Raw genomic sequence first — 21,219 nt, forward strand, 5'->3', positions numbered from 1 at the left:
TGTGGCACCATCGGCAGCGACCCCGTTGTGTGCACCAACGACCGATGTTGCCACCTGATTCCTGCTAGGAGCACCTATGTCCAGCACCCCGCTCGCCGATACTGTCGCCGCCTTGCTTCCCCGTGCCCGGACGGAGCTGGCGGAGCTGGTGTCGTACGCGTCGGTGGCCGATGAACGACAGTTCCCGAAGAGCGAGTGCGAGAAGGCGGCCGTCTGGGTGGCCGACGCGCTGCGGGCGGAGGGCTTCCAGGAGGTGTCCCTGCTGGACACCCCCGACGGCACGCAGTCGGTGTACGGCTGGCTGCCGGGGCCCGAGGGCGCGCCGACGGTGCTGTTGTACGCGCACTACGACGTGCAGCCGCCGCTGGACGAATCCGCGTGGCTGTCCCCGCCCTTCGAGCTGACCGAGCGGGACGGCCGCTGGTACGGGCGTGGCGCGGCCGACTGCAAGGGCGGCGTGCTGATGCACCTCACGGCGCTGCGGGCGCTGCGTGAGCACGGCGGTGCTCCGGTGAACATCAAGGTGATCGTGGAGGGCTCCGAGGAGCAGGGCACCGGCGGCCTTGAGCGTTACGCCGAGGAGCACCCGGAACTGCTGGCCGCCGACGCGATCGTGATCGGCGACGCGGGCAACTTCCGGGTGGGGCTGCCCACGGTGACCTCGACGCTGCGCGGCATGGTGCTGGCGGAGGTGCGGGTCTCGACGCTCGAAGGCAACCTGCACTCGGGGCAGTTCGGCGGGGCGGCGCCGGACGCGCTCGGCGCGCTGATCCAGATCCTGGCGTCGCTGCGGGACGCGGACGGTTCGACCACGATCGACGGTCTCGACTCGTCGGGCGAGTGGCCGGGGCTGCGCTACCCGGAGGAGGACTTCCGGCGTGACGCCAAGGTGCTGGACGGTGTGGAGCTGGTCGGCAAGGGCAGTGTCGCGGACCGGATCTGGGCGCGTCCCTCGGTGACGGTGCTGGGCATCGACGCGCCGCCGGTCGTCGGCGCCACCCCGTCCGTACAGGCCACCGCGGGCGCGTTGGTGAGCGTCCGGGTCCCGCCGGGCACCGCGGCCGAGCAGGCGGCCGAGGCGCTGACCGCGCATCTGCGGGCGGCGGCTCCGTGGGGCGCGAAGGTGGAGGTGACGCAGCGCGGCAGCGGTCAACCGTTCCGCGCGGACACCGGGAGCCCGGCGTACACGGCGATGGCGGACGCGATGCGGGAGGCGTACGGGGAGGAGTTGGCGGTGGCCGGGCAGGGCGGTTCGATCCCGCTGTGCAACACCCTGGCGACCCTGTATCCGCGAGCCGAGATCCTGCTGATCGGCCTCAGCGAGCCGGAGGCGCAGATCCACGCGGTCAACGAGAGCGTGTCGCCGCAGGAGTTGGAGCGGCTGTCGCTGGCGGAGGCGCTGTTCCTGGGCCACTACGCGGCCTCCAAGTCTGCGGGCGGCGCGGCCTGACCGACCCCCGGGACCCGGCCGCCGTCACCGTCGTCCACGCCGGGTGGGCGGCGGCGGGGGCAGCGGCGGCCGGGCGGGGCGGGGTCATTCGGCCGGGTGCCCGGCCTCCAGGTTGAGCGGGCGGCCCTGTTCACGGGCGCGCAGCGCCCAGCGCAGCCGGTCGAGGCGCGCCGGTGGGAGCAGTCCCGCGGCCTCGTCCTCGGTGACGAAGCGCCAGCCGCGCAGTTCGGCGCCGGGCAGCAGCAGGCGGCCGATGTCCGCTTCCGCGACCCGGCCGCCGTCGAAGATCAGGCGGAGACCGCCGTAGCCGGGCGGGCGTGGCGGTTCCCAGTCGACCACGAGGAGTTCGAGGCCGCGGGCGAGTTCGAGCCCCAGCTCCTCGGCGACCTCGCGGTGTCCGGCGCGCGCGGGCGACTCGCCGCGTTCGACGACGCCGCCGGGGAACTCCCAGCCGGGTTTGTAGGTCGGGTCGACCAGCAGGACGCGGTCGGCGTCGTCGAAGAGCAGGACGCCGGACGCCACGGTCTCCGCGGTCGGTTCGGGGGTCTGGACGATCCCGCAGGCCCCGGCACCGCGCCCGACGGCCTCGGTGACCCGCAGCGCGGTCTGACGTGGGGTCAGGCCCGCGGTGGACAGGATGTGCGCGTCCAGGGCGAGCCACGGCAGGGCGTTCTCGTAGTCGGCGATGCGGTCCAGCGCCCAGCGGCGGGCCCGGTCGTTCGTTCCGGTGCGGTCGGGGTGGTCGTCCCTGGTGGCGATGCGTTCACGCAGGATCGTTTCTCCTGGTTCCAGCAGTACGTGCCGGACCTCGACGCCACGGGACGCGAGGCCACCGAAGATCTCGTCGCGGTAGTCCTGCCGCAGCAGGGTCATCGGGGCCACCAGAACGCCGCCCACCTCATTGAGGAGAGCGGCGGCGGTCTCGACCACCATTCGCCGCCATATGGCCAGGTCCTGATAGTCGGTCACTTCTTGGAGCCGTTTTTCCGGCAGCAGTTGACGCAGACAGCCGCCGAGTACCTCGGGGTCGTACAGGGTGCTTTCCGGTATCAGCTCCAGCATCTCCAGTGCGGCGCTGGTCTTCCCCGCGCCGAACGCCCCGTTCACCCAGATGATCACGGTGCCCCCTTTTCCGTAGACCCCTACGAATTGCCCGGATCATCGTGGGCGGCAAACGCGCCGTGGCCCGCGGCGGCGCGTACCGGCCGCAGAGGTCGGCGCGGGGAGGCCAGCGTGACGGACACCGGACCGTCGCGGTGCGGGCCGTCGGAGCGCGGTCCGGGCCGCGTCTCCTCCTCCGCGGGCGCCACCCTGTGCTCGCAGCGGACCGGGCAGCCGCCCGCCGCGTCGAGCCGGGCGCCGCACGCGATGCGGTGGAGGGTGCGGGTCGCTCCCGCCTCCCTGTCCTCGGAAACGCCCCGCCCCTCAGCGGGACTCCGCCACGGCGACGGCAGGGGCGGGCCTCGGCGCGGCGCCCGGTTTGCCGCGCAGCGGGACCTCCTCGACGAACTGCGCGGCCAGGAAGGCGGCGGCGCAGACGGCCGCGGCGACCATGAAGATCTGATGCGTCCCCGCCGCGACGGAACGCACGTACGCGTCCCGTCCCGCGCCGCCCGCGCCCGGCAGACGCCCCTCGGTGGCCCGGGTGAACAGCGAGCCGAAAACGGCCACGCCGAGCGAGCCGCCGATCGTACGGAAGAGGGTGACACCGGCGGACGCGACGCCCATGTCCCGCATCCCGACGCTGCTCTGGGCGATCGTCGTGGGCATCTGCATCAGCAGGCCGAGTCCCGCACCGGCCACCACCATGTAGCAACTCGTCGCCGTGCGGGAGGTGTGCACGTCCATGGTGGCCAGCAGCATGCCCGCGGTCATCAGCGCGGCCCCCACGATCCGGAAGACCTTGTAACGCCCGGTCTTCGACATGACCTTGCCCGCGACCTGCGAAAGAACCACGACCGGGATCATCATCGGCAGCAGCAACAGGCCGGAGCTGGTGGCCGACGCGCCCTGGACACTCTGCTGGTACAGCGGCGGATATCACCGAGCATCGCGGCGCCCGCCGCGAAGATCATCATCGACGAGAGCCGGAAGTTGCGGGCGTCGAAGACCCGCAACGGCAGGACGGGTTCGGCCACGCGGCGCTGCGAGGCGACGAAGGCGGCAAGGCCGAGCGCGGCGGCGACGGCCCGCGCGCCGATCTGCCAGGGGGCCCAGGCGTAACGGTCGCCCGCCCAGGTCCCGGCGAGCACGACCGAGGAGATGGTGAACGTCATGAGGACGATGCCGAGCCAGTCGATCCTGGCCTTGCCGCGGGCAGCGGGCAGCGGGCAGCGGGCAGCGGGCAGCGGGCAGCATCACCTGGCACCACACCAGCGCGAGCAGGCCGAGCGGCAGATTGATGCAGAAGGCCCAGTGCCAGCCGAGGTGGCCGGTGACGAAACCGCCGAGCAGCGGGCCGCCGATGGTGCCCAGCGCCATGACCGAGGCGGTCATTCCCTGGTAGCGGCCCCGCTCGCGCGGCGGCACCGGCGCGCCGATCAGCGCGAAGGCGCCCACGGCGAGACCGCCCCCGCCGAGCCCCTGAAAGGCCCTGAAGGCGATCAGCGCCGTCATCGACTGAGCGGCACCGGAGAGCGCGCCCCTGACGAGACACGGCACGCGGTGGCGCGGGCACAGCGCGACGCGGTCACCAATCGCCAGAGGGCACGCCAGGTCTTTTGAGGGGCGCGGGGAACTGCGCGCTCAGCCAGCGCGCGCCCGCGGATCGCAGCCGACCCCAGCGGGGCAATCACCTCTTCGGATTGTCGGGCCACCGGCCCGACGAGAGCCGAACACGCCGCGGGCCGCGCCCCCACAGGAACCGCCCCCGCGGACGCGAAACCGGCGGCGAGCCGCCCCGTCAGATCGTCGTCGTAAAGGCGTCCAACCGCAGCGCCTGCGCGGCAGCCGCCGCCGCCCCGACCAACCCGGCATCCGTCCCGAGCTTGGCGGGCACGACATCGACCCCTGCGGCGAAAGAGAGCGTGGCGTACCGCGCGAGGTGCTCCCGGAGAGGATCGAAGAGAATCGGTCCGGCCCCCGCGACACCCCCGCCGATGACGGCGACATGGATCTCGACGAGCGTCGCGGTCGCCGCGATCCCGGCCGCGAGCGCCTGCGCGGCCCGGTCGAAGGAGGCCAGCGCGACGGCGTCCCCGCCGCGCGCGGCCTCGGCGACGGCCGCCGCCGTGGGCGCGGCACCGGCGGGCGGCACCCAGCCTCCGTCCAGCGCGCGGCGCGCGATGTTCGGCCCGCTGGCGATCCGCTCGACGCAGCCGCGCGACCCGCACGGGCAGAGATCACCGTCGAGGTCGACGCTGATGTGACCGATGTGCCCGGCATTGCCGGTGGGCCCGGGAAGGAGGGCGCCGCCGAGGACCAGACCGCCGCCGACCCCGGTGGAGACGACCATGCACAGCGCGTTGTCGTAACCGCGGGCGGCTCCCTGCCAGTGCTCGGCCGCGGTCATGGCGACCCCGTCCCCGGTGAGGACGACGGGCAGGCCGCCGACCGCGTCGGACACCCGCGCGACGAGCGGGAATTCGCGCCAGCCGGGCACGTTGACCGGGCTGACGGTGCCGTGCGCGGCGTCGACGGGACCCGCGCTGCCGATGCCGACGGCGACGACGCGGGGCCACACGGCGGTGGCCCGCAGCTCGGCGATCACGTCGGTGACCGCCCGCACCACCGTCTCGCCGTCCTCCCCCGCGGGCGTCGCCCGCAGCGCCCGCGCCAGCAGTCGCCCCTCCGCGTCGATGAGCGCCCCGGCGATCTTCGTACCGCCGATGTCGATTGCGGCCACGAGTGGACCGGTAGCGCCTTGGGGGTGCATCGCTCGGGGATCTCCTCTTTCCTGACGTTCCTGACGAATATCCTGGCGAATCGCCCGGGGTTCCGCGGAAACGGCACCAGAGATAGTCTCGCCTAACTCTGACAACGTTGTCCAACTCTTCCCGCAGGGAATACTACGATCGTGACCCACAGTTCTGGACGAGTTCCCCGGCCCACCATGAAAGATGTCGCCGCCCGAGCGGGCGTCGGCCTCAAGACGGTGTCGCGGGTGGTGAACGAGGAGCCCGGCGTCACCCCGGACACGGTAGCCCGCGTCCAGGCGGCGATCGACGCGCTCGGCTTCCGGCGCAACGACAGCGCGCGGCTGCTGCGCACCCGCCGCACCGCCAGTGTCGGCCTGGTGCTCGAAGACCTCGCCGACCCGTTCTACGCCCCGCTCAGCAGGGCGGTCGAGGACGTGGCGCGGGCCAACGGCGCGCTGCTGTTCACCGGGTCGAGCGCCGAGGACCCGCGGCGTGAGCAGGAGTTGGTGCTGGCGTTCTGCGCCCGCCGGGTGGACGGGCTGATCGTGGTGCCCGCGGGTGACGACCACCGCTATCTGGTCCCGGAGATCGAGGCCGGCGTGGCCACGGTCTTCGTCGACCGTCCTGCGGGCCGGATCGACGCGGACATGGTGCTGACCGACAACGCGGGCGGTACCCGCGACGGTGTCGCGCATCTGATCGCGCACGGACACCGCAGGATCGGCTTCATCGGTGACCAGCCGGGCATTCACACCGCCGCCGAGCGGCTGCGCGGCTACCGCGAGGCGATGGCCGACGCGGGGCTGACGATCAGGCCCGAGTGGTACTCGATGGGCCCGACCAACCCCGAGCGGGTCCGCGCCGTCCTGGCGTCCCTGCTGTCCGGTCCCGAGCCGGTGACGGCGCTGTTCGCGGGCAACAACCGCGTCACCGTCACGGCGGTGCGCGTGCTGTCCCACCACCCGCGCCCGGTCGCCCTGGTCGGCTTCGACGACTTCGAACTCGCCGATCTGCTCGACCCGCCGGTCAGCGTCGTCGCCCAGGACTCGCCGGGGCTCGGACGCAGCGCGGCGCAGTTGCTCTTCCGCCGCCTGGAGGGCGGCGCGGACGCCGCCCCCGCCCGGCTGGAGCTCCCCGCCCGCCTGATCGCCCGCGGCTCCGGCGAGATCCCCCCGTCCGACTGAGCACCCGCCGAGCCCGTACGGCATCGGTCCTTATCGGGCGGGCATGCGCCCGCCGCGTAAGGGGCCGTTCGCGATCCGCAGGACAGGCCCCTAGGGGCTGTTGTGTGGGTCTCCGTGGGGAAGGAGCGGTGTCCGGTGCGTGCGGATGCAAGGCGGAGGAGGGAGGCGACGCGGAGCGTCGTCGACCGACGACAACGCGGCAGACGTGCGTGCCGGGCGCCGGGACGCCGCAGTGATCCGCAGAACAGGCCCTAGCGGCCCGCCAGCGTGTCCAGCTCCGCGCGGCCGAGGCCGGTGCGCTCGGTGACCTCCTCGGCGTCGATGGCGCCGCAGTCGAGGCCGCGCAGCAGGTAGCCGCTGAGGGCGCGGGCGGTGGCGGGCTCGTCCATGACGTCGCCGCCCGCCTTGGCGACGTAGGCGGCGAGGCGGGCGGCGGAGGCGTCCAGGCCCTCGCGGTAGAAGGCGTAAACGGCGGCGTAGCGGGTCGGCAGGTGGGCGGGGTGCATGTCCCAGCCCTGGTAGTACGCGCGGGCCAGTGAGCGGCGGACCAGGCGGTAGTGCAGGCGCCAGGCGTCGTGCACCTGCTCGGCCGGCCCGACGGGGAGCACGTTGGTGGAGCCGTCGGACAGCCGGACGCCGGTGCCCGCCGCGGCGACCTGCATGACCGCCTTGGCGTAGTCGGCGGCCGGATGGTCCATCGACTGGTGGGCGGCGCTGACCCCGCACGCGGCGCTGTAGTCGAAGGTGCCGTAGTGCAGGCCGGTGGCGCGGCCCTTGGCGGCGTCGATCAGCCGGGGCACGGTCACCGTGCCGTCGGGGCCGAGGATGGCCTGGGTGGTCTCGACCTGGATCTCGAAGCCGATCCGCCCTCGCGGCAGTCCCGCCGCCCGCTCGAACTCCTCGCACAGCCGCGCCATCGCCGCGACCTGCGCGGGGAAGGTCACCTTGGGCAGTGTCAGCAGCAGCCCGTCGGGCAGGCCGCCGCCGTCCAGCAGGGCGGTCAGGAAGAGGTCGAGCGTACGGATGCCCCGGTCGCGGACCGCCGCCTCCATGCACTTCATCCGGATGCCGACGTACGGCGGCGCGCTGCCGTCCGCGACGGCGGCCGTCACGGTGCGGGCGGCGGCCACGGCCGCCGCGTCCTCCTCGGTGTCGGGGCGCGGCCCGTAGCCGTCCTCGAAGTCGATCCGCAGGTCCTCGACGGGCTCGCGCTCCAGCTTGGCCCGCACCCGGTCGTGGACCTCGGCGGCCAGCCCGGTGGACGGCCCCCGGGGAAGGCCGAGTACGGCGGCGAGCGCGGCGGCGTCCGGGGCGTGGGCGTCGAGTGCGGCCAGCGCCTGGTCGCCCCAGGCGCGTACGGTCCGGGGGCCGAAGGCGTCGGCGGGTACGTAGACGGTGTGCACGGGCTGCCGGGTGCCGGGGTCACCGGGGTATCGGCGGGCCAGTTCGGCGTCGGTGCCGGCCAGGCCGGCGCCGATGTCCGCCCGTACCGCGTCCGCCAGTGTCGTACCGGCCGCCGCCGCGCCCGCTGAGCCCTGCGCCATGTGCCACCCTCCCGGAAATTCAACAAATCGTTGAAGTGAAGCTAGCCGTGCCGTAGGCCGAGGTCAACACCCCACCAGGGGGGCGCCGGACGGACGACGGCCCCCGCACGCGGTTGGCGTGCGGGGGCCGTCGGGAGGGGTCGGTCAGCCCTTGCGGGCCTTGATCTCCTCGGTGAGCTGGGGAACGACCTGGAAGAGGTCGCCGACGACGCCGTAGTCGACGAGGTCGAAGATCGGCGCCTCCGCGTCCTTGTTCACCGCGACGATCGTCTTGGACGTCTGCATGCCCGCGCGGTGCTGGATCGCACCCGAGATGCCGTTGGCGATGTAGAGCTGCGGCGACACCGACTTGCCGGTCTGGCCGACCTGGTTGGTGTGCGGGTACCAGCCCGCGTCCACCGCCGCGCGCGACGCGCCCACGGCCGCACCCAGGGAGTCCGCCAGCGCCTCGATGACCGAGAAGTTCTCGGCGCCGTTGACACCGCGACCGCCGGAGACCACGATCGCGGCCTCGGTCAGCTCAGGACGCCCGGTCGACTCCCGCGGGGTCCGCGAGACGACCTTGGTGCCGGTGGCCAGTTCACCGAAGGCCACCTCCAGCGCCTCGACCGTCCCGGCCGCCGAAGCCGCCTCGACCGGCGCGGAGTTCGGCTTCACCGTGATGACGGGGACGCCCGTGCTGACCCGGGAGCGGGTCGTGAAGGCGGCGGCGAACGCCGACTGCGTGGCCACCGGGCCGTCGGCGCCGGCCTCCACGTCGATCGCGTCGGTGATCAGGCCCGAGCCCAGGCGCAGCGCGAGCCGCGCGGCGATCTCCTTGCCCTCGGCGGAGGACGGCACCAGGACCGCGACCGGGCTCACCGCCTTGGCGGCGGCCTCCAGCGCGTCGACCTTCGGTACGACGAGGTAGTCGGCGAACTCCGGCGCGTCGGCGGCCAGTACCCGCACGGCGCCGTGCTCGCCCAGCACGGAGGCGGCGGCGTCGGCGCCGGGGCCGAGGTGGACCGCGACCGGCTCACCGATCCGGCGGGCCAGCGTCAGCAGTTCGAGAGTCGGCTTGCGGACGGCACCGTCCACGTGGTCGACATAGACGAGGACTTCACCCATGGAAATGCACTCCTACGAAAAAGTTTGACGGGGCGGATACGGACCGGAACGGCCGGAAGCGGGCCCTGGGCCAGTGCCCGGGAGGGCGCCCGGCATCCGGTCAGATGAACTTCTGGCTCGCCAGGTACTCCGCGAGTTGCTTGCCGCCCTCGCCCTCGTCCTTCACGATCGTGCCCGCCGTCCGCGCCGGACGCTGCGTGGCGTCCTCGACGGCCGTCCACGCACCGGCCAGGCCCACCTCGGCCGCGTCCAGACCCAGGTCCGACAGGTCCAGGGCCTCCACCGGCTTCTTCTTCGCCGCCATGATCCCCTTGAACGAGGGGTAACGGGCCTCGCCCGACTGGTCGGTCACCGAGACCAGCGCCGGAAGCGACGCCTCCAGCCGCTCGCTGGCCGCGTCGCCGTCGCGGCGGCCGGTCACCTTGCCGTCCTCGACCGACACCTCGGACAGGAACGTCACCTGCGGCACGCCCAGCCGCTCAGCCAGCAGCGCGGGCACCACGCCCGCCGTGCCGTCGGTCGAGGCCATGCCGGTCACGACGAGGTCGAAGCCCGCGCGCTCGATGGCCTTGGCCAGCACCAGCGACGTGCCGAGGATGTCCGTGCCGTGCAGGCCGTCGTCCTCGACGTGGATCGCCTTGTCCGCGCCCATCGACAGCGCCTTGCGCAACGCGTCCTTCGCGTCCTCGGGACCCACGGTCAGCACCGTGATCTCCGCGTCGTCCGCCGCGTCGGCGATCTGCAGCGCCTGCTCGACCGCGTACTCGTCCAGCTCGGAGAGCAGGCCGTCCACCGCGTCGCGGTCAGTGGTCAGGTCCTCGGCGAAGTGACGGTCGCCCGTGGCATCGGGCACGTACTTCACTGCGACTACGATCCTCAAACTCACGCCAGCTCTCCTACCTACTGCATCGTTGCAACGTCTTCGTCCAACTGCCCCGGAATCCGCCCCGGAATGGCAGCATAGGCGTCCGCGGCGGCGGCTCCCCGCCGGGACGCAGCAACTGCCCCGACAGAAATATTACTCGCCAGTACACAGAGCTGGTTCCCCGTTAGCAAGGACCTTGAACTGTGATGTGGCCGACGCCGCCGCCGTCAGTGGCCGAGTGAGTTGAAGCCGCCCTGGTGGTAGAGGAGCGGGCGGCCGGGACCCTGGGGGTCACCGGCGACGGCCTGGGCGATGACGATCCGGTGGTCGCCCGCCGGGATGCGCGCCACGACGCGGCACACCAGCCAGGCCGGTACCTCGTCGAGCAGCGGGACGCCGTGCGGGCCGGACGCCCAGGCGGTGGCGGGGCCGAAGCGGTCGGCGCCGCTGCGGGCGAACGTGCCGGCCAGCACTTCCTGGTGCTCGCCGAGTATGTGGACGCCGACGAACGACGCCTCGGCGACGGTCGGCCAGCTCGACGACCCCAGGCTGATGCCGAAGGAGAGCAGCGGCGGCTCGGCGGACACCGAGGTCAGGGAGGTGGCGGTGAAGCCGACGGGATCGGGGCCCGCGGCGGTGATCACGGCGACCCCGGCCGCGTGGCGGCGGAAGACCGAACGGAAGACTGCGGGGTCGAGAGCGGGGCCGGGCGCGGGGTCGAAGGCCGAGGAGTCAAAGGCGGCGGGGTGATCGCTGATGGCAGTCACGGTCAGATCCTTCTGAAGCGGTCGAGCGGCGGAGTGCGGGTCGTGGGCGCTCAGCAGCTCGGACAACGCGCGCTGGAGTGCCGACCGAAGTCGACATCGGCGCGCGCGTACAGATACGCGTACAGAAAGTGGTCTTGCGACATAACGTCAGAGTGACGATTCGGGCGGGGTCACGTCAAGACCCGCCCGGAATATGGAATTTCCGTCACACCGCGCTCCCCCTAGGCTGACAGCCCCTCAGATCGGCCCGCCCGGCCGGCTCGTCAGACAGCCGCGCCCAGCGCGGCGATGACGTCCGCCTTGCGCGGCTGACCGGCGGCCCTGCGCACGATCGCGCCGTCCGCGTCGAGGACGAACACGGTCGGTGTCTTGAGGACGCTCAGCCGCCTGACCAGCTCCAGGTGCGCCTCGGCGTCGATCTCGACGTGCCGGACGCCGTCCACCATGCCCGCCACCTCGTCGAGCACGCGCCGGGTGGCCCGGCAGGGCGCGCAGAAGGCGCTGGAGAACTGCACCAGGGTGGCGCGCTCCCCCAGCGGCCCGCCGAGGTCAGCGGCCGTCAGCCGCTCGTCGCCGTCCTTCGTCCGCACCCTGATTCTCCCGTCCCTGCGCCGGTGCACCAGCCCGTAGGCGCTCGCGGCCAGCAGTACGGCCAGGCAGACCACCAGTCCCGTCAACGCCGTGCTCCTCGTCCGCTCACACATCTCGTACGTCTCATACGCCTGGTCATACGTCCGGTCATACACACGGTCGTACGCCCGGCGGCTTCCCGCCCGCGTCTGTCCGATCCGTGCAGCGTTCATGCGAACGCAATGATTCCCGCGGTCGCGTTCCGTCGCTGGTCGGCCATTATTTCAGCCATGGAGATCGATGTACGAGGGCCCCGTTTCGGTGCGTCCCTCACCACGGTGGTGCTGGCGGTCGTGCTGATCACCGGCAGCGGCTGGCTGCTGGCCGTTCAGGCCGCGGTCTTCGCGGTGGGAGCGGTGGCCGGAGTGCAGAATTCGCCGTACGGCTGGGTTTTCCGCACCCTGGTGCGGCCCAGGCTGGGGCCGCCGCCCGGTACCGAGGACGCGGCCCCGCCGCGGTTCGCGCAGGCGGTGGGTTTCGGCTTCTCCGTGATCGGTGTCGTCGGCTATCTGGTGGGCCCGCAGTGGCTGGGCCTGGCGGCCACCGCATGCGCGCTCGCCGCCGCCTTCCTCAACGCCGCTTTCGCCTACTGCCTGGGGTGCGAGGTGTATCTGCTGCTGAAACGGGCAGCAGCCTGATGGGTTCCGCCGCAGGTCGTGAGAAGAATCTCGCCTTGGCACCGGTCCCCGGGATGACAGGGGGCCCGCTGGCGGGGCACCATCGCTCAGCGGCCGAACAACTTACGGGCGCGTAACTTCCGCCGGGAGCGCCGCCCCGGAGAGAGCAGGTGCCCCGACATGGCCGAACTCGTCTACCCACCGGTGATCGCTTGTGCCCGCACCATGTTCAAGGTGCAGGGGCTCAAATTCGACATCCGGGGCACCGAGAACGTCCCCCGCCAAGGCGGCGCCCTGCTCGTCAGCAACCACATCGGCTATCTGGACTTCGTCTTCTGCGGTCTGACGACCCTGCCCGCCAAGCGCCTGGTGCGCTTCATGGCGAAGGAATCGGTTTTCCGGCACAAGGTGTCGGGTCCGCTGATGCGCGCCATGAAGCACATTCCGGTGGACCGCTCCGAGGGCATGCACGCGTACGCGCACGCCTTGGACGCCCTGCGCGGCGGTGAGATCATCGGGGTCTTCCCCGAGGCGACCATCTCGCAGTCGTTCACGTTGAAGTCGTTCAAGTCGGGTGCGGCCCGGCTGGCGATGGAGGCCGGTGTGCCACTGCTGCCGATGGCGCTGTGGGGCACTCAGCGGCTGTGGACGAAGGGGCACCCGCGCAATCTGGGCCGCAGCAAGTTCCCGGTCACGCTGCGGATCGGCGAGCAGATGCGCCCGCAGGAGAACGAGAAGGCGGGAGCGCTCACCCGGCGGCTGCGGCTGCGGGTGCAGGAACTGCTGGACGACGCGCAGCGTACGTATCCGGGCAAGCCTTCGGGCCCCGCCGACCGCTGGTGGCTGCCCGCGCATCTGGGCGGCACCGCCCCGACGCCTGAGGAAGCTGCGGCCAGGGACCGCGAGCAGCAGCCCGAGCCGAGCTGAGGCGACGCCCGCCGGACGCGGGACGCGACGGCGTTCTCACGGCAGTTCGGTGGGCAGCGTCCTGGCCAGTTCCGACCGGTCGCGCGCGCCGCGCAGGGCCTCCAGTACGGCCGTGGGCGGCGCCGCGTGCACGAGCGGATAGTCGGCCTCGCCGATCGCCGGGCGCGCCGCCCACGCGAGCCGTTCCTCGTCCAGCGAGAAGCGCGCGTCGACGCCGGGTTTGTTGCCGCGCGCGTCCAGCCGTGACCAGTGGTCGCGCCCCGGCAGCAGCAGGGCGATCAGGCCGTGGACCACCGGGTCCGTACCGTCGTCGTCCGTGAGCCGCTGGTAGCAGAGCCCCGTGGGGATGGACGCGGCGCGCAGCAGCGCCGTCAGCGCGTGCGACTTGGCATAGCAGATGCCGGTGCGCTGCTCCAGCACGTCGGAGGCCCGCCAGGTGACGCGGTCGTCGCCGGAGTCGAAGGAGTGCGGGATCGCGTCGCGGACGAATACGAAGGCGGCCCGCGCATAGTCATGCGGTCCGGTGGTACGGGCCAGCAGCGCGGCCACGGTGTCGCGCACCCGTGGGTGGCCGTGGTCGATGACGTCGTCGGCGGCCGTATACGCCGAGAGGTCGGCGGTCTCCAGGATCAGCTCCATGTGCGGGAGCCTAGGAAACCGCCGACCACTCAATCAATCGAATTACTGCCAACCGCATACTCATGCGACCGATTCCGGGACGCTAGGCCCGCATCTCCTCCTCGAGCGCGGCGGCGAAGCCGTCCACGTCCGACTCGGTCGTGTCGAAGGAGCACATCCAACGGACCTCGCCCGTCGACTCGTCCCAGAAGTAGAAGCGGTAACGCTTCTGCAGCCGCTCGCTGACCTCGCGCGGCAGCAGCGCGAAGACGGCGTTGGACTGCACCGGCCGCAGCACGGTGACCCCGTCCACGCCCTGTACGGCCTGCTCCAGGCGGCGGGCCATCGCGTTGGCGTGGGCGGCGCTGCGCAGCCACAGGTCGCCCGAGAGCAGCGCCTCGAACTGCACGGAGACGAACCGCATCTTGGAGGCGAGCTGCATCGACAGCTTGCGCAGGTAGTCGATGGCGCGCACCCGCTCGGGGCTCAGGACGACCACGCACTCGCCGAGCAGCAGGCCGTTCTTGGTGCCGCCGAACGAGAGGATGTCCACGCCCGCCTCGGTGGTGAAGCGGGCCAGGGGCACGTCGAGGCCGGCCGCCGCGTTGGCGATCCGCGCGCCGTCCAGGTGCACGGCCATGCCGAGCTGGTGCGCGTGGTCGCAGATCGCCTTGATCTCCTCGGGCGTGTAGCAGGTGCCCAGTTCGGTGGTCTGGGTGATCGAGACGACCTGCGGCTGGGCCCGGTGCTCGTCGGAGAAGCCGTACGCCTGCCGGTCGATCAGCTCGGGGGTGAGCTTGCCGTCCGGGGTCGGGACGGTGAGCAGCTTCAGGCCGCCGACCCGCTCGGGGGCGCCGCACTCGTCCACGTGGATGTGCGCGGACTCGGCGCAGATCACCGCGCCCCAGCGCTCGGTGACGGCCTGGAGGGCCGTCACGTTGGCGCCGGTGCCGTTGAAGACCGGGAAGACCTCCGCGCGCGGGCCGAAGTGGCCGCGGAAGACCTCCTGGAGGTGGCCGGTGTACTCGTCCCCGCCGTAGGCGGGCTGATGGCCGCCGTTGGCGAGGGCGAGCGCGGTGAGGATCTCCGGGTGCACCCCGGCGTAGTTGTCACTGGCGAAGCCGCGCACCTGCGGGTCGTGGCGGCGCACGGCGTCGCTGGCGAGCTGTTCTGTCACGGTCGGGGCGTCAGCCACTGTCGGGTCCCGTTCACTTCCGTAGGGCTCTGGTCCCAGACGTCCGCGATGGCCTCGGCGAGGTCGCGTACGTCGGTGAAGCCGGCGAATTTGGCGTTCGGGCGCGTGGCCCGCATCTCATCGTGCACCAACGCCTTGATCACCAGCACAGTGGCCGCCGCCGTGGGTCCGTCGGCGCCGCCGAGCTTGCGGAAGGAGTCGCCCAGCGCGAGTGTCCACGCCTCGGCCGCGGCCTTGGCCGCGGAGTAGGCGGCGTTGCCCGCGGTCGGCGTGGTGGCGCCGGACGCGCTGATCAGCACGTACCGGCCGCCGTGGCTGCGCATGAGGCCGTCGTGGAAGGCGAGCGAGGTGTTCTGCACGGTACGGATCAGCAGCTTGTGCAGCACGTCCCAGTCGCCGAGGTCGGTCTCGGGGAAGGACGCGGAGCCGCGCCACCCGCCCACGAGGTGGACCAGGCCGTCGACCCTGCCGTGGTCCTTCTCGATCCGGCCGGCCCAGTCCTGGCTCGCCTCCAGGTCGAGCAGGTCGACGATCTCGCCGGTGATGTCAGCGCCGCCCGCGTCGTACCGCGCCGCGTCGACGGCCTCGGCCAGCCGCTCGGGGTCGGCGTCGGCGGCGATCACATGGCCGCCCTCGCGCGCGAGCCGTTGCAGTACCGCCCGCCCCGCGGAGCCGCCCGCGCCCGCCACGGCGATCACCGCTCCGTCGAGACCACCCGTGTACGTGTCGGTCGTCATGTCCGCCTCCTCGGCCGCACCGGTCACGCGGCGCCCCGAAGTGAGCTCTCGCCGGTGATTCCCTTGGTCGAGGTGATCACCGTCCGCAGCTTCTTCGCAAGGGCCTCGTAGAACATGCTGAGCGGAAACTCGTCCGCCAGCACGTCGTCCACGAGTTTGCGCGGGGGCTGGGACAGGTCGAGGGCGTCGGGGCCCTTCGCCCAGACCGAGCCGGGATGCGGGGAGAGGTAGCTTGCGACCAGGTCGTAGGCGGCGAACCAGTGCACGAGCTTGGGTCGGTCGATGCCGTCCCGGTAGAGCGTCTCGATCTCGGCGCAGAGCTGGTTGGTGACCTGCGGTGCGCGCTCCCAGTCGATGTGCAGGGTGTTGTCTGTCCAGCGTACGGCGTCGTGCTTGTGCAGGTACGCGAAGAGGAGCTGTCCGCCGAGTCCGTCGTAGTTGCGGACGCGTTCACCGGTGACCGGGAAGCGGAAGAGCCGGTCGAAGAGGATCGCGTACTGCACGCCCAGGCCCATCGGGTGGCCCTCGGCCTGGAGCTTCACGGCCTCCCTGAACGTGGTCAGGTCGCAGCGCAGCTCCTCCAGCCCGTACATCCAGAACGGCGCGCGCTGCTTGATCATGAACGGGTCGAACGGCAGGTCGCCGTGGCTGTGCGTGCGGTCGTGGATCATGTCCCACAGGACGTACGTCTGCTGCGCCAGGTCCTGGTCGGCGATCAGCCGGGCCGCCTCCTCGGGCAGTTCCAGGCCGAGGGTGTCGACGGCGGCGGCGGTCACCGCGCGGAAGCGGGCGGCCTCGCGGTCGCAGAAGATCGCGCCCCAGGTCCAGCGCTCGGGGGCCTCGCGGACGGCGACGGTCTCCGGGAAGAGCACCGCGGAGTTGGTGTCGTAGCCGGGGGTGAAGTCCTCGAAGGTGATCGGTACGAACAGCGGGTTGTCGTACCGATTGCGCTCCAGCTCGGCCAGCCAGTCGGGCCAGACGACACGCAGGGCGACGGCCTCCAGATTGCGGTCCGGGTTGCCGTTCTGCGTGTACATCGGAAAGACGACCAGGTGCGGGAGGCCGTCGCGGCGGTCGGCCGCGGGCTGGAAGGCGAGCAGCGAGTCGAGGAAGTCCGGGACGCCGAAACCGTCGTCGGACCAGCGGCGCAGGTCGGCGACCAGGGCGCGGTGGTACTCGGCATCGTGCGGGAGGAGCGGGGAGAGCTGTTCGACGGACTCGGTCACCCGGAGCACGGTCCGCTCGGCGTCGTCCCTGCTGGGCGCGCCCTCGGCCTCGAAGTCGATGGAGCCGTCCTTGCGCTGCCAGGGCCTGATGGCTTCGACGGCCTGCTTCAGCACCGCCCAAGCGGGGTGGCCGACGATGCCCACGCCGGATGTACCGCCGCCGTCCGCCACCTTCGCCGAAAGAACTTCGCCCATGACCCCTCCTCCACAAAAGAACCTGTCGTCCGGACACCGTATCCGTGACCTTGTTGATCCATCAAGGGGAGCCGGTGGAGATTGTCCTGCGTGATGGTCAACAGGCCGCTGTTTTTCCTGTCGACTGCCGGGACGGGTCACTAAAACTTGCGCGTCGGGGCCGGTTGAGCACTCGGCCCCGAGTCGTCACGGCGTGTTCGGCCCGCCGTCGGCCGGTCTCGCTAGGGTGCCGGTATGAGCTTCCTCACCGTCGGCCACCGCGGGGTCATGGGCGTCGAGCCGGAGAACACCCTGCGCTCCTTCCGCCGAGCCGAGAAGGCGGGCCTGGACCAGATCGAGCTGGATCTGCACCTCAGCAAGGACGGCGCGCTGATCGTCATGCACGACGCCGACGTCGACCGCACCACCGACGGCGCCGGGCTGGTCCGCGACCTCACGCTGGACGAGATCCGCGGCCTGGACGCCGGGTTCGGCGAGCGCGTACCGGTCTTCGAGGAGGTCCTCGAAGCGGTCGGCCGGCCGATCCAGGCCGAGATCAAGGACGTGGCGGCGGCCCGCGCGCTGGCCGACACCCTGAGCGCGCACGGCGCGACCGACCGGGTCAGTGTGCTGTCCTTCCACGACGAGGCGCTGGCCGAGATCCGTACGCTGCTGCCCGACGTACGCACGGTGCTGGTCGCCAGCGACCTCGGCCCGGAGATCGTCGCCCGCGCCCAGGCGGTGGGCGCCCGCCTGGTCAGCCTGGAACTGCGGCAGTTGAACCTGGACGTCGTCGAGCGCTGCCAGGCCGCGGGCATCGCCGTCATGGCCTGGACCGTCAATACCGCGCAGGAGTGGGCCCTGGCCCGCGCCCTGCGGCTGGACGGCGCCGCCACCGACCTCCCTGAGGAACCGGCCACCGCGTAGCGCCGCGGTCCCGCACCGGCGTCAGCCGGCATCGCCGCAATCCCGCAGCTCCGCGCAATGTGCCGGACACAAAGGTCCGGCATCCGGACAACTGGCCGAATCGCGTGGACAGACGCGCCCGCGCGGTGCCAAGGTCCCGCCATGCGTCCCGCGATCTCGCTGTCCCCGCGCCGTGCCGCGCTCGCCGCGGCTGCCCTGCTCACCCTCGCACTGGCCGGCTGCTCGCCCCAGGTCGACACGACCGACGCCGGTCCCTCGTCCTCCGCGGCGTCGGCCGGTGCGACCGGCACCACCACCGCCACCACGGCGTCGTGCGCACCCGGCACGCTCGCCACCCGTACCCCCGGCAAGCTCACCGTCGGCACCGACAATCCGGCGTACGACCCCTGGTTCTCGGACAACAAGCCGTCCAACGGCAAGGGGTACGAGTCGGCGGTCGCGTACGCGGTGGCCAAGCAGCTCGGCTACGCGCCGGACCAGGTCGTCTGGCAGACCGTCGCCTTCAACAAGGCGTTCGCGCCCGGTGCCAAGAACTTCGATTTCGACATCAACCAGGTTTCGATCAACGACGAGCGCAAAAAGGCCGTCGACTTCTCACCCGGCTACTACGACGTACGGCAGACCGTCGTCGCGCTGAAGACCTCGAAGATCGCGAACGCGCACAGCGTCGCGGACCTGAAGAACGCCAAGCTCGGCGCCCAGGTGGGCACCACCAGCCTGGACGTCATCGACAACCTGGTGAAACCGGCCAAGCAGCCCGCCGTCTACCAGCGCAACGACCTCGCCGTGGCCGCGCTCAAGAACGGCCAGGTCGACGGCATCGTGGTCGACCTGCCGACCGCCTTCTACATCACCGGGGCCGAGGTCACCGACGCCAAGGTGGTCGGGCAGTTCGCGGCGGCGGGCTCCTCGCCCGAGCAGTTCGGGCTGGTCCTCGACAAGGGCAGCAAGCTGACCGCGTGCGTCTCGCAGGCCGTCACGGCGCTGCACGGCGACGGGACGCTGGCCGCCCTGGAAAAGCAGTGGCTGTCGGACGCCGTCGGCGCCCCGGTGCTCGGATGACCGTGCGGGACGACCCCGCACAGGTCGACACGTACCAGCCGTCCGCGCGGCGGATCGAGCGCGAGCTGTACCGACGCGCCCGCAGCCGCCGCGCCCTGGTGGTGGCGAGCGTCAGCACCCTGGCGACCGCCGGGGTGCTGATCGGGCTGATCGTCAGTTCGCCCGGTTGGCAGCGCACCCGTGAGACGTTCCTCAACGGGCACTACGCGCGGCTCGCGCTGCCCGACGTGCTCCAGGGGCTCTGGCTCAATCTGCGGCTGATGGTGGTGTGCGGCGCCGTCGTGCTGGTCGCGGGGCTGCTGCTGGCGGTCGTGCGCACCCTGCGCGGCCCGGTGTTCTTCCCGCTGCGCGCCCTGGCGACGGCGTACGTGGACTTCTTCCGCGGGCTGCCGCTGATCATCTGCCTGCTCGCGGTGGTCTTCGGCGTGCCCGCGCTGCGGCTGAGCGGCGTCACCAACGACCCCGTGCTCCTCGGCGGCCTGGCGCTCTGCCTGACGTACACCGCCTATGTCGCCGAGGTGTTCAGGGCCGGGATCGAGACCGTCCACCCGAGCCAGCGCGCCGCGGCCCGCTCGCTCGGCCTCAGCAGCGCGCAGACGATGCGGTACGTGGTGCTGCCGCAGGCCGTGCGCCGCGTGGTGCCGCCGCTGCTCAACGACCTGGTGTCGCTCCAGAAGGACACCGGCCTGGTGTCGATCGCGGGCGCCGTGGACGCCGTCTACGCGGCGCAGATCATCGCCAGCCGCGACTTCAACTACACGCCGTACGTGGTCGCGGGGCTGATCTTCGTCGCGCTGACCATCCCGATGACGCGGTTCACCGACTGGGTGACGGCCAGGATGAACCGGCGGCAGTCGCAGGGAGGTGTCGTATGAGCGGCACGAGCGGGGAACGGCTCGCCAAGGACGTACCGCCCCAGGCGCGGGACCTGGCCGATCCGGACCGGAGCCGGGACACGCCCGTGCTGCGGCTGGAGTCGGTCCGCAAGACGTACGGCTCCTCCGTCGTCCTGCGGGACATCGCGCTCGACGTGCCCGCGCACACGGTCACGGCGCTGATCGGCGCGTCCGGCTCAGGAAAGTCCACGCTGCTGCGCTGCGCGAATCTACTGGAAGAGATCGACGACGGAGCGATCTTCCTGGACGGCGAGGACATCACCGACCCGCGGGCCGACCAGGACGCGGTACGGCGCAGGATCGGCGTCGTCTTCCAGGCGTACAACCTGTTCCCGCACATGACGGTGCTGGACAACATCACGCTGGCGCCGCGCCGGGTGCACGGCGTGCCGCGGGGCGAGGCGGAGGAGCGGGCGCGGGAACTGCTGGCCCGGCTGGGGCTCGCCGACCGGGCGGCGGAGTACCCGGACCGGCTCAGCGGCGGCCAGCAGCAGCGGGTGGCGATCCTGCGGGCGGTCGCGACCAGGCCGCGGCTGCTGCTTCTCGACGAGGTGACCGCCGCGCTCGACCCGGAGCTCGTCGGCGAGGTTCTGTCGGTGGTCCGCGACCTCAAGGAGCAGGGCATGACGATGGTGATCGCCACCCATGAGATGGCGTTCGCCCGCGATGTCGCCGATCAGGTCTGTTTCCTGGACGCGGGCGTGATCCTGGAGCGCGGCACTCCCGCCGAGGTGTTCGGTGCCCCGGCCGAGCAGCGCACGCGGGACTTCCTGCGACGGATCACGGAGGCGGGGCGGCTGTGACGGCCGGCGCCGGGCGGCAGGGTTCGAGGCGTCGGGTATCGGGTGGATCGGGTGTCGAGTGGCGGGCGTCCGGGTCTCAGACCAGCTTCTTCGTGAGCAGCTCGAACTCCAGGTCGTCCCTGGTCGGCAGCCCGAAGCGCTCCTCGCCGTACGGGAAGGGGCTGGTCTGCCCGGTGCGCTGGTAGCCGCGGCGGACGTACCAGGCGATCAGGTCCTCGCGGACCGAGATCACCGTCATGTGCAGCTCGGCGACGTCCCACTCCTCGCGGGCGAATCGTTCGGCCTCGGCGAGGATCACCTTGCCGAGGCCGGCGCCCTGGAGCGCGGGCCGTACGGCGAACATCCCGAAGTACGCGTGGTCGCCGCGGTGTTCGAGCTGGCAGCAGGCCACCACCTCGTCGCCGGACTCCACCACCGTCAGCCTGCTGTCCGCGCCTTCGATGACGGCCAGCACGCCCTCGGGGTCGGTCCGCTGCCCCTGAAGGATGTCCGCCTCCGTCGTCCACCCCGCGCGGCTCGCGTCGCCGCGGTAGGCGGACTCGATCAGGCCGACCAGGACGGGGACGTCGTCGGGGGTGGCGGCGCGGAAGCGGGGAGCGGCGATATCCATGCGGGCAAGGCTATCCCCAGGTC

General features: G+C 71.9%; 22 protein-coding genes and 1 pseudogene. 8 read left to right on the forward strand and 15 right to left on the reverse strand.

Translation table 11 applies throughout. From position 1 onward, the window contains the following. The first annotated feature begins 76 nt into the window (after nucleotides 1-76). Nucleotides 77-1,450, forward strand: coding sequence for a M20/M25/M40 family metallo-hydrolase (locus ACFZBB_RS07145; protein ID WP_391118688.1), 1,374 nt, complete (start codon nucleotides 77-79; stop codon nucleotides 1,448-1,450). Nucleotides 1,451-1,534: 84 nt separating this feature from the next. Here the strand turns inward: ACFZBB_RS07145 and ACFZBB_RS07150 are convergent, their stop codons facing one another. The 5 genes and pseudogenes from ACFZBB_RS07150 to ACFZBB_RS07170 form a co-directional block, all read right to left on the reverse strand. Continuing rightward, nucleotides 1,535-2,569, reverse strand: coding sequence for an NUDIX domain-containing protein (locus ACFZBB_RS07150; protein ID WP_391118690.1), 1,035 nt, complete (start codon nucleotides 2,567-2,569; stop codon nucleotides 1,535-1,537). A gap of 306 nt (nucleotides 2,570-2,875) precedes the next feature. Next, a complete protein-coding gene (locus ACFZBB_RS07155) occupies nucleotides 2,876-3,433 on the reverse strand; it encodes a hypothetical protein (protein ID WP_391118692.1) in 558 nt (185 codons plus the stop codon). After that, nucleotides 3,418-3,726 (reverse strand): hypothetical protein, encoded by a 309-nt coding sequence (locus tag ACFZBB_RS07160; RefSeq protein WP_391119307.1) that lies wholly within the window; start codon nucleotides 3,724-3,726, stop codon nucleotides 3,418-3,420. The genes ACFZBB_RS07155 and ACFZBB_RS07160 overlap by 16 nt, the downstream gene beginning before the upstream one ends. A gap of 148 nt (nucleotides 3,727-3,874) precedes the next feature. Further along, nucleotides 3,875-4,066, reverse strand: a pseudogene (locus ACFZBB_RS07165) (MFS transporter); the annotation flags it as partial. Between the two features lie 286 nt (nucleotides 4,067-4,352). Further along, nucleotides 4,353-5,324 (reverse strand): ROK family protein, encoded by a 972-nt coding sequence (locus ACFZBB_RS07170; protein ID WP_355343834.1) that lies wholly within the window; start codon nucleotides 5,322-5,324, stop codon nucleotides 4,353-4,355. 177 nt (nucleotides 5,325-5,501) lie between these two features. On the opposite strand from ACFZBB_RS07170, the gene ACFZBB_RS07175 reads away from it, so the two are divergent. After that, entirely contained in the window at nucleotides 5,502-6,491 is a 990-nt protein-coding gene (locus ACFZBB_RS07175; protein ID WP_355343831.1) for a LacI family DNA-binding transcriptional regulator, read from the forward strand. A 251-nt stretch (nucleotides 6,492-6,742) separates the two neighbouring features. Here ACFZBB_RS07175 and ACFZBB_RS07180 read toward each other — a convergent pair whose 3' ends face one another. The 5 genes from ACFZBB_RS07180 to ACFZBB_RS07200 form a co-directional block, all read right to left on the reverse strand. Continuing rightward, nucleotides 6,743-8,035 (reverse strand): DUF6986 family protein, encoded by a 1,293-nt coding sequence (locus ACFZBB_RS07180; RefSeq protein WP_391118694.1) that lies wholly within the window; start codon nucleotides 8,033-8,035, stop codon nucleotides 6,743-6,745. A 144-nt stretch (nucleotides 8,036-8,179) separates the two neighbouring features. Continuing rightward, entirely contained in the window at nucleotides 8,180-9,142 is a 963-nt protein-coding gene (locus ACFZBB_RS07185) for an electron transfer flavoprotein subunit alpha/FixB family protein (RefSeq protein WP_355343825.1), read from the reverse strand. Between the two features lie 100 nt (nucleotides 9,143-9,242). Beyond that, nucleotides 9,243-10,028, reverse strand: a complete 786-nt coding sequence (locus ACFZBB_RS07190) for an electron transfer flavoprotein subunit beta/FixA family protein (RefSeq protein ID WP_355343822.1) — start codon at nucleotides 10,026-10,028, stop codon at nucleotides 9,243-9,245. Nucleotides 10,029-10,234: 206 nt separating this feature from the next. Then, on the reverse strand, nucleotides 10,235-10,765 hold the full coding sequence (locus ACFZBB_RS07195) for a flavin reductase (RefSeq protein ID WP_391119284.1): 531 nt from the start codon (nucleotides 10,763-10,765) through the stop codon (nucleotides 10,235-10,237). Between the two features lie 272 nt (nucleotides 10,766-11,037). Then, complete coding sequence (locus tag ACFZBB_RS07200; RefSeq protein WP_391050214.1) at nucleotides 11,038-11,451, reverse strand: thioredoxin domain-containing protein; 414 nt, start codon at nucleotides 11,449-11,451, stop codon at nucleotides 11,038-11,040. Between the two features lie 183 nt (nucleotides 11,452-11,634). Here ACFZBB_RS07200 and ACFZBB_RS07205 point away from each other — a divergent pair, with 183 nt between their 5' ends. Continuing rightward, entirely contained in the window at nucleotides 11,635-12,042 is a 408-nt protein-coding gene (locus tag ACFZBB_RS07205) for a DUF4395 family protein (RefSeq protein ID WP_391118696.1), read from the forward strand. A 159-nt stretch (nucleotides 12,043-12,201) separates the two neighbouring features. Beyond that, the gene (locus tag ACFZBB_RS07210; RefSeq protein WP_391118698.1) at nucleotides 12,202-12,948 is read left to right on the forward strand and encodes a 1-acyl-sn-glycerol-3-phosphate acyltransferase; all 747 of its coding nucleotides are present in this window, start codon (nucleotides 12,202-12,204) and stop codon (nucleotides 12,946-12,948) included. Between the two features lie 36 nt (nucleotides 12,949-12,984). Here the strand turns inward: ACFZBB_RS07210 and ACFZBB_RS07215 are convergent, their stop codons facing one another. From ACFZBB_RS07215 to ACFZBB_RS07230, 4 genes are all read right to left on the reverse strand, one after another. After that, nucleotides 12,985-13,587, reverse strand: a complete 603-nt coding sequence (locus ACFZBB_RS07215; RefSeq protein ID WP_391118700.1) for a transglutaminase domain-containing protein — start codon at nucleotides 13,585-13,587, stop codon at nucleotides 12,985-12,987. Nucleotides 13,588-13,669: 82 nt separating this feature from the next. Beyond that, nucleotides 13,670-14,761, reverse strand: a complete 1,092-nt coding sequence (locus ACFZBB_RS07220; RefSeq protein ID WP_355343804.1) for a low specificity L-threonine aldolase — start codon at nucleotides 14,759-14,761, stop codon at nucleotides 13,670-13,672. Next, nucleotides 14,740-15,498, reverse strand: a complete 759-nt coding sequence (locus ACFZBB_RS07225) for an SDR family NAD(P)-dependent oxidoreductase (RefSeq protein ID WP_391118703.1) — start codon at nucleotides 15,496-15,498, stop codon at nucleotides 14,740-14,742. Before ACFZBB_RS07225 ends, ACFZBB_RS07220 begins: the two co-directional genes overlap by 22 nt. Before the next feature lie 23 nt (nucleotides 15,499-15,521). Then, nucleotides 15,522-16,919 carry a DUF6421 family protein gene (locus ACFZBB_RS07230; protein ID WP_391118705.1) on the reverse strand — a complete coding sequence of 466 codons (1,398 nt, stop codon included), beginning with the start codon at nucleotides 16,917-16,919 and terminating at the stop codon, nucleotides 15,522-15,524. A 234-nt stretch (nucleotides 16,920-17,153) separates the two neighbouring features. Here ACFZBB_RS07230 and ACFZBB_RS07235 point away from each other — a divergent pair, with 234 nt between their 5' ends. The 4 genes from ACFZBB_RS07235 to ACFZBB_RS07250 all read left to right on the forward strand — a co-directional run bounded on the left by ACFZBB_RS07235 (nucleotide 17,154) and on the right by ACFZBB_RS07250 (nucleotide 20,586). Further along, complete coding sequence (locus ACFZBB_RS07235; protein ID WP_391118708.1) at nucleotides 17,154-17,825, forward strand: glycerophosphodiester phosphodiesterase family protein; 672 nt, start codon at nucleotides 17,154-17,156, stop codon at nucleotides 17,823-17,825. A gap of 141 nt (nucleotides 17,826-17,966) precedes the next feature. Continuing rightward, nucleotides 17,967-18,887 (forward strand): transporter substrate-binding domain-containing protein, encoded by a 921-nt coding sequence (locus tag ACFZBB_RS07240; protein ID WP_391118711.1) that lies wholly within the window; start codon nucleotides 17,967-17,969, stop codon nucleotides 18,885-18,887. Beyond that, a complete protein-coding gene (locus ACFZBB_RS07245) occupies nucleotides 18,884-19,762 on the forward strand; it encodes an ABC transporter permease subunit (RefSeq protein ID WP_391118713.1) in 879 nt (292 codons plus the stop codon). The genes ACFZBB_RS07240 and ACFZBB_RS07245 overlap by 4 nt, the downstream gene beginning before the upstream one ends. After that, nucleotides 19,759-20,586, forward strand: coding sequence for an ATP-binding cassette domain-containing protein (locus ACFZBB_RS07250; RefSeq protein WP_391118715.1), 828 nt, complete (start codon nucleotides 19,759-19,761; stop codon nucleotides 20,584-20,586). The genes ACFZBB_RS07245 and ACFZBB_RS07250 overlap by 4 nt, the downstream gene beginning before the upstream one ends. A gap of 76 nt (nucleotides 20,587-20,662) precedes the next feature. Here the strand turns inward: ACFZBB_RS07250 and ACFZBB_RS07255 are convergent, their stop codons facing one another. Next, on the reverse strand, nucleotides 20,663-21,196 hold the full coding sequence (locus ACFZBB_RS07255) for a GNAT family N-acetyltransferase (RefSeq protein ID WP_355343786.1): 534 nt from the start codon (nucleotides 21,194-21,196) through the stop codon (nucleotides 20,663-20,665). Nucleotides 21,197-21,219 lie beyond the last annotated feature (23 nt).

The sequence above is a fragment of the Streptomyces sp. NPDC008139 genome, from assembly GCF_042957025.1.
Taxonomy (GTDB): domain Bacteria; phylum Actinomycetota; class Actinomycetes; order Streptomycetales; family Streptomycetaceae; genus Actinacidiphila.